We start from the raw sequence: 13,596 nt of genomic DNA, 5'->3' as shown, positions 1-13,596 counted from the left end.
CGGACACAGGACCTGATACAGGACGGGCGATACTGAATCCGATGAGACGTCGCGTGGCCGCCGCCGGGGCGGCCCTGCTGCCCGTCGCGGTGCACGTCGCGCCGGGCGCGGCCTGGCTGCCCGCCGTACGCCGCCTGCTGCCCGCCCTCGCGGGCGAGGGGCGGCCCGGACACGTCGCGCTGACCTTCGACGACGGGCCCGATCCCCGGTCGACGCCGCTGTTCCTCGACGAGCTCGCCCGGCTGGGCTGCCGGGCGACCTTCTTCATGCTGGGCGAGCTGCTCGACCGCCACCCCGGCCTCGGGCGGAGCGTCGCGCGGGCCGGGCACGAGGTGGCCGTGCACGGCTGGCACCACGTGAACGCCCTGGTCGCCAGGCCGGGCCGGATCGCGGCGGAGACGGCCCGGGCCGCGCGCCTCGTCGCCGAGGTCACCGGCGCGCGGCCCGCCTGGTACCGCCCGCCGTACGGCGTGCTGAGCGCGGAGGCGCTGCTGGCGGCGCGGTGGCACGGCCTGCGCCCGGTGCTGTGGACGGCGTGGGGCGAGGACTGGACGCGGCGGGCCACGCCGGAGTCGGTGCTGCGGACCCTGGCTCCCGGCCTGCGGGGCGGCGCCACGCTGCTGCTGCACGACTGCGACCACACCTCCGCCCCCGGGTCGTGGCGCTCGGCGCTCGGCGCGCTGCCCGAGGTGGTCGGCCGCTGCCGCGCCGCCGGGCTGCGGGTCGGGCCGCTCGGCTCCCACCTCCCCTGAGCGCAGAGCGCCTCCCGGGAGAGCTTTTTACCGGCGGCCGGAAGCGCCAACGGCGGGCAACGGTTCCGCCCGCCCCCGGCTGCCCCGCCCGGCGTTTCTTTGGCCCGCCTTTCCGTCCGCCCCCGTCCGCGTACGCCGGGTTGCCCGTCAGGTCGCACGCGCAAAGCCCATGCCCGATCTGTCGGGTTTTGGGGTGATTTTCGGTGGAGATTCTCCTGACATGTCCGCAGCGGACGTACGCGACGCCGCGCGCCGGGAGAACTTCCCGGTGGCCTCCCGGCTGCTGCCGCGCGGGTACCGCCGCGACCTCATGGCGGTGTACGGCTTCGCCCGGTACGTGGACGACGCCGGTGACGAGGCGGATCCCGCGGAGCGGCCCGCCCTGCTCGACGCCGTGGAGGCCGATCTCGGCCGCCTGTACGCGGGAGACGTCCCGCGCCTGCCGGCCGTACGCGCGCTGGCGCCGCTGGTCTCCCGCCGGGCCGTGCCGAGCGCTCCGTTCCTGCACCTGGTCGAGGCGAACCGGCGCGACCAGGTGGTGCGGCGCTACGACACGTTCGCCCAGTTGCTGGGCTACTGCGAGCTGTCGGCCAACCCGGTCGGCCGGATCGTGCTGCACGTGTTCGGGCTGGCGACGCCCGAGCGGGCGCGGCTGTCCGACCTCGTCTGCTCGGCGCTCCAGGTGATAGAGCACTGCCAGGACGTGGGCGAGGACCACGCCCGCGGCCGCGTCTACCTGCCGGCGGAGGACCTGCGCAGGTTCGGCGCCGGGGAGGCCGATCTGACCGCCGCGCACGCCTCCCCGCGGCTGCGCCGGGTGATCGCCCTGCAGGCCCGTCGCGCGGCGACCCTCCTCGACGAGGGGACGCCGCTCCTGGAGACCCTGCGCGGGTTCGCGCGCACGGCGGTGGCCGGTTACGTCGCGGGCGGCCGGGCGCAGCTCGCGGCGCTCGAACGCCGCCGGCACGACGTGCTGGCCGGCGCCCCGCGTGCCCGCCGTCACGCGGTGCTGCGCGAGTGGGTGCGTGTGCTGAAGGAGGTGGACGGTGACGGTTCCCGGCGCGATTCCTGATCCCGTCCCCGAGCCCCTGGCCGGCGCGGCGGCGGACCTCCCGGCCGGGCGGGCGCCCCGGGCCGGGCCGGGACCGATGCCGGTGTCGCGGGCCTACGGGCACTGCGAGCGCGTCGTCCGCACCCGGGCGCGGAATTTCGCGTACGGCATCCGCCTGCTGCCCCCGCCGAAGCGGCGCGCGCTCAGCGCCGTCTACGCGCTCGCCCGGCGGATCGACGACCTCGGCGACGAGGCCGGGCCCGTGGCCGGACGACTGGAGCGGCTGGAGCGGGAGCGCGAACTGCTGAGGGCCCTGAAAACCGTGCCCGGTTCCTCGGGACCTGACTCCATGCGGCCTGGTTCCTCGGGGCCGGGTTCCTCGGGGCCTGGTCCGGGGGCCGTTCATCCGGTGACGGCCGATCCGGTGCTGGTGGCGCTGGGCGACGCCGCCGCGCGTTTCCCCCTTCCCCTTGAGGCGTTCGAGGAGCTCATCGACGGGTGCGCCGCCGACGTCGCCGGGGCGCGTTACCGGTGCCACGACGACCTGGTGGGCTACTGCCGGCAGGTGGCCGGGTCGATCGGGCGGCTGTCCCTCGGCGTTTTCGGCCTCGCCGGCGGCGCGTACGGAGACGACGGGACCGGTGGCGGACCCGGTGACGGCGAGCTTGTGCTGCGGCGCGCGGCGGGCCGGGCGGACGCCCTCGGCGTGGCGCTGCAGCTCACCAACATCCTCAGGGACCTGCGGGAGGACCGCTGCGCCGAGCGGGTGTACCTGCCCGCCGACGACCTGCGGAGGTTCGGCTGCACACTCGGGCTGGACGCGAGGGGGGATTTCACCGACCCGCCCGAGCGGCTGGCCGGGCTGATCCGGTTCGAGGCCGCGCGGGCGCTCGGCTGGTACGCCGAGGGCATGCGGCTGATCCCGCTGCTCGACCGGCGCAGCGCCGCCTGCACCGCGGCGATGGCCGGCATCTACCGGCGCCTGCTGGGGCGGATCGCCACCGACCCGGCCCGGGTCCTGGCCGGGCGGCTGTCGCTCGCGCCGTGGGTCAAGGCGATGGTCGCGGCGCGGGCCGTCACGGGCGCGGCCCAGGCGGAGCCCGAGGCCGGGTCCCAGGGAGAGTCCCCATGAACAGCCCGATGAGCAGCCCCACGAACGGCCTGATGACCGGCTCCCTGACCGGCCCGGACGGCGGCGTCCCGCCCGTCGCGGTGATCGGCGGCGGCCTCGCCGGGATCACCGCGACCCTCGCCATCGCGGAGGCCGGGTGGCCGGTGACCCTGTACGAGGCGCGGCCCCGGCTCGGCGGGGCCACCCACTCCTTCGCCCGCGGCGGCCTGACCGCCGACAACGGCCAGCACGTCTTCCTGCGCTGCTGCACGGCGTACCTGGGCCTGCTCGACCGGCTCGGCGGGACCGGGCGGGTGCGCCTGCAGGAGCGCTTCGACGTGCGGGTGCTCACCCCGCACGGCGAGCGGGGGCGGCTGCGCCGGGCCTCGCTGCCCGGGCCGTTCCACCTGCTCCCCGCGCTCGCGCGCTACCGGCTGCTGTCCCCCGCCGACCGCCTCCGGGCGGTGCGCGGCGCGCTGGCGCTGCGCGGTCTCGATCCGGCCACGCCCGCGCTGGACCGGGCCGCGCTGGGCGCCTGGCTGGCCTCCAGGGGCCAGCGGGACACCGTGCGGCGCGCCCTGTGGGACCTGTTCGCCGTGGCCGCGCTCAACATCACAGCCGACGAGGCGGCGCTCGGGCCGGCGGCCATGGTGTTCCGCACGGCCCTGCTCGGCCGGCCCGACGCCGCGGACATCGGGGTGCCGTCCGTGCCGCTCGGCGAACTGCACGGCGGCGCGGCGCTGACCGCCGTCGCGCGGGCCGGCGGCACGGTGCGGCTGCCGGCGAAGGCCGAGGCGATCCTGCCGGCCCCGCCCGGCCTGCCGGGGCCGTCGGTCCTCGTCGGCGGCGCGCGGGTGGAGACCTCCGCCGTCGTCGTCGCCGTCCCCCACGGGCAGGCCGCGCGGCTCCTGCCCGCCGAGGCGGCGCCGGACCGCGACGCGTGGGCGGGGCTCGGAGCGAGCCCGATCGTCAACGTGCACGTCGTCTACGACCGGCCCGTCACCAGCCTGCCGTTCGCCGCGGTCGTCGGCTCGCCGGTGCAGTGGATCTTCGACAGGACGGCGGCGGGCGGGCTGACCCGGGGCCAGTACCTGACGGTGTCGGTGTCGGCGGCCCGGCACTGGATCGACGTGCCCACGTCCGCGATGCGCGCGGTGTTCGTCCCGGAGCTGGAGCGGGTGCTCCCGGCCACCCGGACGGTGCGGCTGCTCGACTTCTTCATCACCAGGGAGCGGCGCGCCACCTTCCGCCAGGGCCCGGGGAGCGGCGCGCTGCGCCCCGGCGCGGCCACCCGCTGGCCGGGGCTGTTCCTGGCCGGCGCCTGGACCGACACCGGCTGGCCCGACACGATGGAGGGCGCCGTGCGCAGCGGCCTGGAGGCGGCCCGCCTGGTGCGGCTGCACCTCAGCCACCTCGGCCACCTCGGCCATGTCGGGGAGCCCGCGCGAGCGGAGTGGGCCCGATGACCGCGCTCCTCACCGCCGCGTCCCGCGCCGCCACCGCGCTCGAGGCGGCCCGCGCCCACCTGCTCGCCCTGCAGTCGCCGGAGGGCTGGTGGAAGGGCGAACTGCGGACCAACGTGACCATGGACGCCGAGGACCTCCTGCTGCGCGAGTTCCTCGGCGTGCGGACCGCGGCCGAGACGGCCGGGGCCGCCCGGTGGATCAGGTCGCAGCAGCAGGCGGGCGGCGGCTGGGCCAACTTCCACGACGGCCCGGCCGACCTGTCCACCACCGTCGAGGCGTACACCGCGCTGCGGCTCGCGGGCGACCCGCCGTCGGCCCCGCACCTGCGCGCCGCCGCGGCCCTCGTCCGCGATCTGGGCGGCGTCGAGTCCACGAGGGTCTTCACCCGGATCTGGCTCGCGATGTTCGGCCAGTGGCGGTGGGAGGACCTGCCGGTGATCCCCCCGGAGATCGTGTTCCTGCCGCCGTGGTGCCCGCTGAACGTGTACGACTGGGCCTGCTGGGCGCGGCAGACGATCGTGCCGCTGACCATCGTGACCGCGCACCGGCCGGTCCGCCCGCTGCCGTTCGGCCTGGCGGAGCTGCGCACCGGAAGGCCCGCGCGGCGGGGCCTGCGCACCGGCTGGGACGCGGCGTTCGCGGCGCTCGACCACGTGCTGCACCGGTACGAGACGCGGCCGCTCGGCGGGCTCCGCCGCGCCGCGCTCCGGCGGGCCGCCGAGTGGGTCGTCGCCCGCCAGGAGGCCGACGGGTCGTGGGGCGGCATCCAGCCGCCCTGGGTCTACTCGCTGATCGCGCTGCGCCTCTCCGGATACGACCTCTCCCACCCCGTGATGCGCCGCGGGCTGGCCGGGCTGGACCGGTTCACGATCAGGGAGGACGGCTCGCGCAGGCTTGAGGCGTGCCAGTCGCCGGTCTGGGACACCGCGCTCGCGATGATCGCCCTCCTGGACGCCGGCCTGCCGCGCGATCACCCGGCGCTGGACCGGGCGGGTGAGTGGCTGCTCCGCGAAGAGATCCGGGGGCCCGGCGACTGGGCCGTGCGGCGCCCGGGGCTCGCGCCCGGCGGCTGGGCGTTCGAGTTCGACAACGACGGCTATCCCGACGTCGACGACACGGCGGAGGTGATCCTCGCGCTGGGCCGGTGGGGCCGTCCCGCCGCCCGGGACGCCGTCCGGCGGGGGCTGCGCTGGACGGCGGGGATGGCCTCCCGCGACGGCGGCTTCGCCGCCTTCGACGCCGACAACACGCGCGCGCTGTGCCTGCGGCTGCCGTTCTGCGACTTCGGCGCGGTCATCGACCCGCCGTCGGCCGACGTCACCGCGCACGTGGTCGAGGCGCTCGCCGCCGAGGGCCTGGCCCGCTCCCCCGTCGTACGGCGGGCGGTGACCTGGCTGCTGCGGGCGCAGGAGCCCGGCGGCTCGTGGTTCGGCAGGTGGGGGGCGAACCACGTGTACGGAACCGGGGCCGTGCTGCCCGCCCTCGCCGCCGCCGGGGTGCCGCCCGCCGCGCCCTGCGTACGGCGGGCGGTGGCCTGGCTGGAGGCCCACCAGCACCCCGGCGGCGGCTGGGGCGAGGACATGCGCTCCTACCGCGACCCCGCCTGGATCGGGCGGGGCGAGCCGACCGCCTCGCAGACGGCCTGGGCGCTCATCGGCCTGCTGGCCGCCGGGGAGCGGGGCCCGTCGGTCGAGCGCGGTGTGGCCTGGCTGGCCGGCACGCAGCGCCCGGACGGCACCTGGGACGAGCCGCACTACACCGGGACCGGGTTCCCCGGCGACTTCTTCATCAATTACCACCTCTACCGGCTCGTGTTCCCGGTCAGCGCGCTCGGCCGCTACCTGCGGGCCGGCGAGGGGGCCCGGGAGGGGACGCCATGACGGATCTGATCGTGTGCACCGCGCTGGGCATGGAGGCCCGGGCCGTGGCCCGCGGGCTGCGGCCGGCGCGGGAGCGTTCCCGCGTCCGGGTCGTCCGGGTCGGGATGGGGCCGGACCGGGCGGCGCGCGCGGCGGCCCTGCTCCCGCCCGCCGGCGCCCTCGCCGTCACCGGCTTCGCGGGGGCCCTGGACGACGGGCTGCGTCCCGGGGACGTGCTCGTCGCCACCGAGGTCCGCTCCGGGGACCGCGTGTGGCCGTGCCCGTCCGCTCCGCTGCTCGCCGGTGAACTGGCCCGCGCCGGGCTACGGGCCGTCACCGGCCCGCTCGCGACCTCCCCTCGCGTCGTGTCGGGCCGCGACCGCCGCGCGCTCGCCCTTGAGGGCGGGATCGCGGTCGACATGGAGAGCGCGCCGCTGGCCGCCGCCGCCCGGGGGCGGCCCTTCGCCGCCGTACGCGTGATCGTGGACACCCCCGCCGCTCCCCTGCTGAGCCTCGCCACGACGGGCGGCGCGGTCGCGGCGTGCCGCACGCTCACCCGGATCGGCCCGGTGCTGGCGCGGTGGGCGGCGGCCACGGGCCCCCGGCGGGTACTGCTCGCCTCCCCCCGCTCGTTCTGCGCGGGGGTCGATCGGGCGATCGAGATCGTGGAACGGGCGCTCGTCCGGTTCGGCCCGCCGGTGTACGTGCGCAAGCAGATCGTGCACAACGTCCACGTCGTACGGGACCTGGAGCGGCGCGGCGCGGTGTTCGTGGACGACCTGGCCGAGGTGCCCGAGCTTCCCGGGGGCGCGGTGACCGTGTTCTCCGCGCACGGCGTGTCGCCCGCCGTACGGGAGGAGGCCGGCCGCCGCGGCCTCCGGGTGGTCGACGCGACGTGCCCGCTGGTCGCGAAGGTCCACGCGGAGGCCCGCCGGTTCGCCGCCCGGGGCGACCTCGTCGTGCTGATCGGCCACGCCGGGCACGAGGAGGTCGAGGGCGTGCTCGGCGAGATGCCCGGCGCGGGCGTGCTGGCCGAGGACGAGGCCGCGGTGGAGGCCCTGCCCGCGTCGCTCGCCGAGGGGCGCGGGGTCGCCTGCCTGACGCAGACCACGCTGGCCGCCGACGAGGCCGAGGAGGTCGCGGCGGCGGTCCGGCGGCGCTTCCCCGGCGCGGAGGGGCCGCGGGGCGACGACATCTGCTACGCGACGACCAACCGGCAGCGCGCGGTGCGGGCGGTGGCCGCCGAGGCCGGGCTGGTCCTGGTCGTCGGGTCGGCGAACTCGTCCAACGCCCGGCGGCTGACCGAGGTCGCCGCCCGTTCGGGTCGTGACGGGGCCCCGCTCGCCCGCCTGGTCGACGGCCCCGGCGACATCGCCCTGGAGTGGCTGCGCGGCGCGCGGACGGTCGGGCTGACCGCGAGCGCGTCCACCCCCGCCTCGCTGGTGGACGCCGTCGTGGCGGCCCTCGGCGGGCTCGGGCCGCTGGAGGTGGAGGAACGGCGGGTGACCGAGGAGAACGTCGAGTTCACACTGCCGAAGGAGGTGCGGCCCTGATGCCGATGCCCTTACGTCAGAGCCTTCGCGTCGGCGGGTACGTCCTGCGCCAGCGGTTGCGGCGGCGCAGGCGGTTCCCGCTGCTGGTCGAGCTCGAGCCGTTGTTCGCCTGCAACCTCAAGTGCGCGGGCTGCGGGAAAATCCAGCACCCGGCCGACGTGCTCAGGCGGCGCATGCCGGTCGGCCAGGCGGTGGCCGCCGTCGAGGAGTGCGGCGCGCCGATGGTGTCCATCGCCGGCGGGGAGCCGCTCATGCACCCCCAGATCGCGGAGATGGTCCAGGCGCTGGTGGCCCGGCGGAAGTACGTCTTCCTGTGCACCAACGCCCTGCTGATCCCACGCAAGATCGACCAGTTCACGCCCTCGCCGTACTTCGCCTGGGCGGTGCACATCGACGGGCTGCGCGAGCGGCACGACGCGTCGGTGTGCAAGGAGGGCGTGTTCGACGAGGCGGTCGCGGCGATCCGGGAGTGCCGGCGGCGCGGCTTCCGCGTGACCACGAACACCACCTTCTTCGCCGGGGACAGCCCGCGCACGGTGATCGAGGTGCTCGACTACCTCAACGACGACCTGCGGGTCGACCAGATGATGATCTCGCCGGGGTACGCGTACGAGAAGGCGCCCGACCAGGACTGCTTCCTCGGGGTGCGGCAGACCCGCGAGCTCTTCCGCGCGGCGTTCGCCGGTGGCAACCGCGGGCGCTGGCGGCTGAACCACTCGCCGCTGTACCTGGACTTCCTGGAGGGGAGGATCGACTTCCCCTGCACGGCCTGGGCCATCCCGTCGTACTCGGTCTTCGGCTGGCAGCGGCCCTGTTACCTGATGGCGGACGGGTACGCCGAGACCTACCGGGAACTGGCCGACGACACCGACTGGAGCGCCTACGGCCGGGGCCGCGACCCGCGCTGCGCCAACTGCATGGCGCACTGCGGCTACGAGCCGACGGCGGTCTTCGCCACCGTCGGCTCGCTGCGCGAGTCGCTGCGCGCGCTGCGCAGCCCGTGAGAAACCGCGCAGCCCTTGAGACGCCGCGCAGCCTTGAGACGCCGCGCAGCCCCTGAGTCCGTGCCGTACGCGATCTCAGGGCCGGCCGAAGCGGCGGGCGAGGACGCGGAACGGGCCCGGCGCGGCGCCACGGAGCCGGGCGGGCAGTCGCAGCCAGGCCGGCACGTACACCTCGGCGCGGCCGCGCTCGACGGCCACCGCGACGGCCCGCGCCACCCGCTCCGGCGGCACGGGCGCGGGACTGCGGCGCGCGTACGGCATACCGCGCCGGGCGAAGAACGGCGTGTCGACCACCCCGGGCACCACGGTGGTCACCCCGATCCCGGGCAGCTCGTACCGCAGGCTCTCGGCGAAGGCCAGCAGGCCCGCCTTGGTCGCGGCGTAGACCGCCTCCCCGGGGACCCCCACAACCCCCGCGATCGAGGCGACGTAGACGAGGTGCCCGCGGCCGCGCTCGGCCATCGCGGGCAGCAGCAGCCGGGTGAGCTGCACGTGGGCCGTCAGATTGACGCCGATCAGGCGTTCCGCCGTGGCGCCGGGCATCCGCGTCAGCGGCCCGCTCCAGCCCTCGCCCGCGTTGGCGACCAGCACGTCCACCGGCCCGGCGCGTGCGGCCAGGTCCTCGACCGGGCTCCCGGCCCCGCCCTCGATTCCGGCGCGGTCGTGGGCGAGGTCGGCGGGGACGACCTCGCCGCCGGTCCGGGCGGCCACGGCGGCGAGCGCCTCCCGGTCGCGCCCGGACAGCACCAGGCGGGCGCGACGGGCCCACAGTTCGAGCGCGATCGCCGTGCCGATGCCCGACGACGCGCCCGTGACCAGCACCCGTGCCCCCGCCAGCCGCATCCGTCCTCCCCACTGTGGCTGTACCCGCGGACGCGGCCGCCGCCCGGGGATCGGCTGCCGCTCTTCCCGTGAACCGGTGGACCATCGGCGGTATGACTGAGTAACCTTCCGAGTATGACCAAGAAGATTACGATCTCTTTGCCGGACGAACTGGCCGACGAGGCGCAGGCGTCCGGCAACGCCTCGGCCTACATCGCCGCGGCGCTGCGCGAGCGGCGGCGCGTCCAGGGCGACCTGGCCATCATGGCCGATTTATGGGGGCCGGGCTGGCAGGACGGGATCACCGACGACGACAGCGCCCGCGCGGCCCGCCTCATGGGTGGGGACGCCAAGGCGGACGCCGCGTGACCGACCCCGTCCCACCGGCCGGCGTCCTGTCCGGCCACGTGCTGGACCTCGACGCCGTCGTCCACCTGATCGAGGGCAAGAGCATGTACGGCAGGGCGGTCGTGCGGCAGTCCTCGGCGCACGGCGTCACCCTCCTCGTGCCCGCGCTCGCCGTCCAGGTCCTCTCGCTGGGCCCGATCCAGCCCCGCCTCGAACGCTTCCTGCGCATGTCGATGGTCGTCACCGGCGCGCTGTCGCCCGACGACGCCGTCGAGGGCGGGCCGTACGCGCAGGCGATCAGGGCGAGCCTGCGCCGGCACCGGCCCGCGGCGGCCGACGCGCGCCTGACCGACGTGCTCGTGGCCGCCCACGCCGTCGTCCACGCCACCCGCCGCGACTGGCGGATCATCACCCCGTCCCCCTACCTGTACGAGGGCCTCGACGTCCGCCTGGAGATCCTCCCCTAGATGAGCCCTCGCTCCATGGCCACGACGACGGCCGCGGCCCTGCTGTCGACGCCGAGCTTGGCGAAGACGTGCTTGAGATGCGTCTTCACCGTCGTCTCGCTGATCAGCAGGGTCCTGGCGATCTCCTTGTTCGCCGAGCCCCGCGCCACCAGGCGCAGCACCTCCAGCTCGCGCGGGCTCGGCTCCTGGGCCCCGGGCCTGCTCAGCAGGGCGGACGCGACCGACGGCGCCAGGACCGCGCCGCCGGCGGCGGCCGTACGGACCGCTCTGTGCAGCTCCTCGCGCGGCGCGTCCTTCAGCAGGTAGCCCGCCACCCCGGCGGCCATGGCCCGCGCCACGTCCGCGTCCGTGTCGTACGTGGTCAGCACGACCACCTTGATCTCCGGGTGGTCCGCCCGGAGCCGCCGGATCGCCCCGACGCCGTCCAGGCCGGGCATGCGAAGGTCCATCAGCACCACGTGCGGCCGCGCCCGCCTGGCCATGGCCAGCGCCTCGAACCCGTCGGACGCCTCCGCCACCACCTCGATGTCCGCCACGTGGTCGAACATCCCACGCAGTCCGTCGCGGACCACGGGATGGTCATCGACGATCATCAGTTTGAGGGGATCCGCAGGCACAGCGCCGTCCCCTCTCCCGGTGCGGACTCCACGGTCAGCGTTCCCCCGACGCCGCCGGCCCGCTCCCGCATGGCCGCCAGCCCGTACCCCGCGCCGGGCGCGTCCGGGTCGAAACCCACCCCGTCGTCGAACACGTCCAGCGTCACCTCGTCGTCCATGTAGGTCAGCGTGATCGCGACCCTGCCCGCCCGGGCGTGCCTGGCCGCGTTCGACAGCCCTTCCTGCGCCGCCCGCAGCAGCGTCGTCTGCACCTCGCCGGGCAGCGGCCGGGGCGTCCCCTCCACCGACACGGCCGCCGCCACCCCCGACGTCCGCGACCACCGCGCGGCCACCTCCGCGAGCGCCGCCTCGGGACCCGCGCCGGCGAGAGGGCCCGGCCGCAGCGCGTCGACCGAGCGCCGCGCCTCCTGCAGGTTGTCGCGCGCCAGCTCCTTGGCCAGCGCGATCCTCTTGCGCACGGCGCCCAGGTCGGGCATCGCCTGCTCGGCCGCCTCCAGCTGGGTGACGATGCCGCTCAGCCCCTGGGCGAGGGTGTCGTGGATCTCCCTGGCCAGCCTCGCCCGCTCCTCCAGCACCCCGACCGTCCGGTTCTGCGCGCTCTGCCGGGACACGTAGTCGACGAACAGCCCGATCGCCACGACGAGGCCCGAACTGCCGACGAGCCGCCACAGGACGCCGGGCTCGTCCAGATAGCCTCTGGCGGCGAACGTGCTGAGGACCGTCGCCACCGCGCCCACGTAGGACCAGGGGCTCGCCAGCATCAGATACGGCTGGGGCATCAGCCCGAAGACGACGACGTCGAAGGACCGGTCCCGCGCCACCAGCGCGAGGTAGAGCGCGCCGACGACCGCCAGGTGGAACGCCATGGGGTTCAGCCGCCCGAGCAGCCGCGGCCGCCGTACGACGAAGAAGCCGTGCCAGCCCGCCATGAGCGCGACGATTCCCAGCGTGAGCGGGTCGGGGCCGGTGCCCTCGCCCGTGCCGTCCCCGTACGAGAGGATCAGCCCGAGCGCCAGGCAGGCGTAGTACAGCACGTGGAAGGCGCGCGACCAGCGCGCCTCCCAGACGTTCACGTCCTCACTCCCATCGGAACAGCGCCGCGCCGGTGGCCGTGGCCGCCACGATTATCCCGGCCAGGATCAGCAGGGGGAAGGGCGCGGCGGCGCCGGACCAGGCGCCTCCCAGGGCCTCCACGGCAGGGGTCAGGGGCAGGAAGTCGCCGATCTGACGCAGCGAGCCGGGCAGGGCCTTCCTGGGCACGGCCGCGCCGGACAGGAAGATCATGGGGAACATGACCAGCATGCCGATCAGGCTCGCGCCTCTGGTGTTGCGCACGACCGCGGCGATCACGAAGCCCAGTGCGCAGGCCATCACCGAGCAGAGCAGGAAGGCCGCGGTCAGCATGAGGACGTCGCCAGGCGCCCGCGCGCCGAACACCGCGACCGTCACGACCACCAGCAGCGCGGAGCCCGCCAGGCCCGCGGCGACCTGTGACACCAGCTGGGCGCCGAGCAGCAGGACCGGGGAGATCGGCGTGGTGGCCAGCCGCTTGAGCACCTTGCGCTCGCGGTACGAGGCCAGCAGGCCCGGCAGCGCGCCCATCCCGCCGATGGCGGCGATCATCGCGAGGTAGCCGGGGACCGCGCCGCCGTCGCCGCGTTTGAGCACCAGCAGCATGAGAGGGAAGGCCACCATGAAGAACAACGAGGCGGGGTCGCGCGACAGCAGCCTGAGCTCGGCGGCCGTCAGAGCCGTGAACGCCTTCATCGGTCCGCTCCCTCCAGGGCGAGGTAGGCCTCTTCCAGCGAGGCGCTTCCGGTCCGGGCGACGAGCTCGCCCGTGGTGCCCGTCGCCGCCACCCGGCCGCGGGCGAAGACGGCGACCCTGTCGCAGAGCGCCTCGATCTCGTCGAAGTAGTGGCTGACCAGCACCACGGTGGTGCCCGCCGCCTTCAGGTCGCCGACCAGCCGCCAGGTCTCACGGCGCGCGATCGGGTCGAGGCCCGTGGTCAGCTCGTCGAGCACGACCATCTCCGGGTCGCCGACCAGGGCCAGCGCGAGCATCAGCCGCTGTCTCTGACCGCCCGACAGGTCGCCGTACGCCTTCCTCGCCAGCGGCCGCAGGCCCCAGCGCTCCATCACCCGCCGCCAGTCGGACGCGTCCCGGTAGAAGGCGCCGAACATGCGCAACGCCTCGGCCACCTTGATCCGCTCCGGCAGGGAGCTGTCCTGCAGTTGCACGCCGAGGCGGTGAGCCAGGGCCCGCCGCCTGCGCGCCGGATCCTCGCCGAGCACCCGGACCGTGCCCGCGTCGGCTCGCCTGAGCCCGATCAGGCACTCGACGGTCGTGGTCTTTCCGGCGCCGTTGTGGCCGATGATCCCGAACGTCTCACCGGCCCGGACCGTGAACGTCACCCCGTCCACGGCGCGGGTGTCCCCGTAGGACTTGCGGAGGTCTGTCACCTCGATGGCTTCCATGCCTCAAGGTTCGGGGCGGCGCCGATCACGCGGCATCACCCGGCACGTCGCCCCGCATCACCCGTTCGG

General features: G+C 75.7%; 14 protein-coding genes. 9 read left to right on the top strand and 5 right to left on the bottom strand.

Annotation, left to right across the window (positions count from 1 at the left end):
• The first annotated feature begins 41 nt into the window (after window positions 1-41).
• From HHX37_RS26400 to hpnH, 7 genes are all read left to right on the top strand, one after another.
• The gene (locus HHX37_RS26400) at window positions 42-752 is read left to right on the top strand and encodes a polysaccharide deacetylase family protein (protein ID WP_111701308.1); all 711 of its coding nucleotides are present in this window, start codon (window positions 42-44) and stop codon (window positions 750-752) included.
• Window positions 753-972: 220 nt separating this feature from the next.
• Entirely contained in the window at window positions 973-1,824 is an 852-nt protein-coding gene (hpnC, locus tag HHX37_RS26395; protein WP_182887178.1) for a squalene synthase HpnC, read from the top strand.
• Window positions 1,799-2,935, top strand: coding sequence for a phytoene/squalene synthase family protein (locus tag HHX37_RS26390; protein ID WP_310740546.1), 1,137 nt, complete (start codon window positions 1,799-1,801; stop codon window positions 2,933-2,935). The genes hpnC and HHX37_RS26390 overlap by 26 nt, the downstream gene beginning before the upstream one ends.
• On the top strand, window positions 2,932-4,380 hold the full coding sequence (gene hpnE / locus HHX37_RS26385) for a hydroxysqualene dehydroxylase HpnE (RefSeq protein ID WP_259406787.1): 1,449 nt from the start codon (window positions 2,932-2,934) through the stop codon (window positions 4,378-4,380). The genes HHX37_RS26390 and hpnE overlap by 4 nt, the downstream gene beginning before the upstream one ends.
• Window positions 4,377-6,260: a squalene--hopene cyclase gene (shc, locus tag HHX37_RS26380; RefSeq protein ID WP_182887177.1), complete on the top strand. Its 1,884-nt coding sequence runs from the start codon at window positions 4,377-4,379 to the stop codon at window positions 6,258-6,260. The genes hpnE and shc overlap by 4 nt, the downstream gene beginning before the upstream one ends.
• Complete coding sequence (ispH, locus tag HHX37_RS26375) at window positions 6,257-7,792, top strand: 4-hydroxy-3-methylbut-2-enyl diphosphate reductase (RefSeq protein WP_182887176.1); 1,536 nt, start codon at window positions 6,257-6,259, stop codon at window positions 7,790-7,792. Before shc ends, ispH begins: the two co-directional genes overlap by 4 nt.
• The gene (gene hpnH / locus HHX37_RS26370) at window positions 7,792-8,796 is read left to right on the top strand and encodes an adenosyl-hopene transferase HpnH (RefSeq protein ID WP_182887175.1); all 1,005 of its coding nucleotides are present in this window, start codon (window positions 7,792-7,794) and stop codon (window positions 8,794-8,796) included. Before ispH ends, hpnH begins: the two co-directional genes overlap by 1 nt.
• 75 nt (window positions 8,797-8,871) lie before the next feature.
• Here the strand turns inward: hpnH and HHX37_RS26365 are convergent, their stop codons facing one another.
• Window positions 8,872-9,639, bottom strand: a complete 768-nt coding sequence (locus HHX37_RS26365; RefSeq protein ID WP_182887174.1) for an SDR family NAD(P)-dependent oxidoreductase — start codon at window positions 9,637-9,639, stop codon at window positions 8,872-8,874.
• Window positions 9,640-9,753: 114 nt separating this feature from the next.
• Here HHX37_RS26365 and HHX37_RS26360 point away from each other — a divergent pair, with 114 nt between their 5' ends.
• Together HHX37_RS26360 and HHX37_RS26355 are read left to right on the top strand one after the other, a co-directional pair.
• Window positions 9,754-9,987 carry a ribbon-helix-helix domain-containing protein gene (locus tag HHX37_RS26360; protein WP_117410272.1) on the top strand — a complete coding sequence of 78 codons (234 nt, stop codon included), beginning with the start codon at window positions 9,754-9,756 and terminating at the stop codon, window positions 9,985-9,987.
• Entirely contained in the window at window positions 9,984-10,433 is a 450-nt protein-coding gene (locus HHX37_RS26355; protein ID WP_117410271.1) for a hypothetical protein, read from the top strand. The genes HHX37_RS26360 and HHX37_RS26355 overlap by 4 nt, the downstream gene beginning before the upstream one ends.
• On the opposite strand, the gene HHX37_RS26350 is transcribed toward HHX37_RS26355, so the two are convergent.
• Genes HHX37_RS26350 through HHX37_RS26335 form a run of 4 tightly spaced genes read right to left on the bottom strand, consistent with a single transcriptional unit; the run spans window position 10,430 to window position 13,527 of the window.
• Window positions 10,430-11,026 (bottom strand): response regulator, encoded by a 597-nt coding sequence (locus HHX37_RS26350; RefSeq protein ID WP_182881139.1) that lies wholly within the window; start codon window positions 11,024-11,026, stop codon window positions 10,430-10,432. The genes HHX37_RS26355 and HHX37_RS26350 overlap by 4 nt on opposite strands.
• Complete coding sequence (locus tag HHX37_RS26345; RefSeq protein WP_182887173.1) at window positions 11,026-12,123, bottom strand: sensor histidine kinase; 1,098 nt, start codon at window positions 12,121-12,123, stop codon at window positions 11,026-11,028. The genes HHX37_RS26350 and HHX37_RS26345 overlap by 1 nt, the downstream gene beginning before the upstream one ends.
• A 4-nt stretch (window positions 12,124-12,127) precedes the next feature.
• The gene (locus HHX37_RS26340) at window positions 12,128-12,817 is read right to left on the bottom strand and encodes an ABC transporter permease (protein WP_182881141.1); all 690 of its coding nucleotides are present in this window, start codon (window positions 12,815-12,817) and stop codon (window positions 12,128-12,130) included.
• Entirely contained in the window at window positions 12,814-13,527 is a 714-nt protein-coding gene (locus HHX37_RS26335) for an ABC transporter ATP-binding protein (protein WP_182887172.1), read from the bottom strand. The genes HHX37_RS26340 and HHX37_RS26335 overlap by 4 nt, the downstream gene beginning before the upstream one ends.
• Window positions 13,528-13,596: the final 69 nt, after the last annotated feature.

This window comes from Microbispora sp. H10885 (assembly GCF_014161415.1).
In the GTDB taxonomy this organism is placed as follows: domain Bacteria; phylum Actinomycetota; class Actinomycetes; order Streptosporangiales; family Streptosporangiaceae; genus Microbispora; species Microbispora triticiradicis.
Note: the sequence above shows the minus strand (reverse complement) of the source record. Positions and strands in the feature narration are given on the sequence as shown.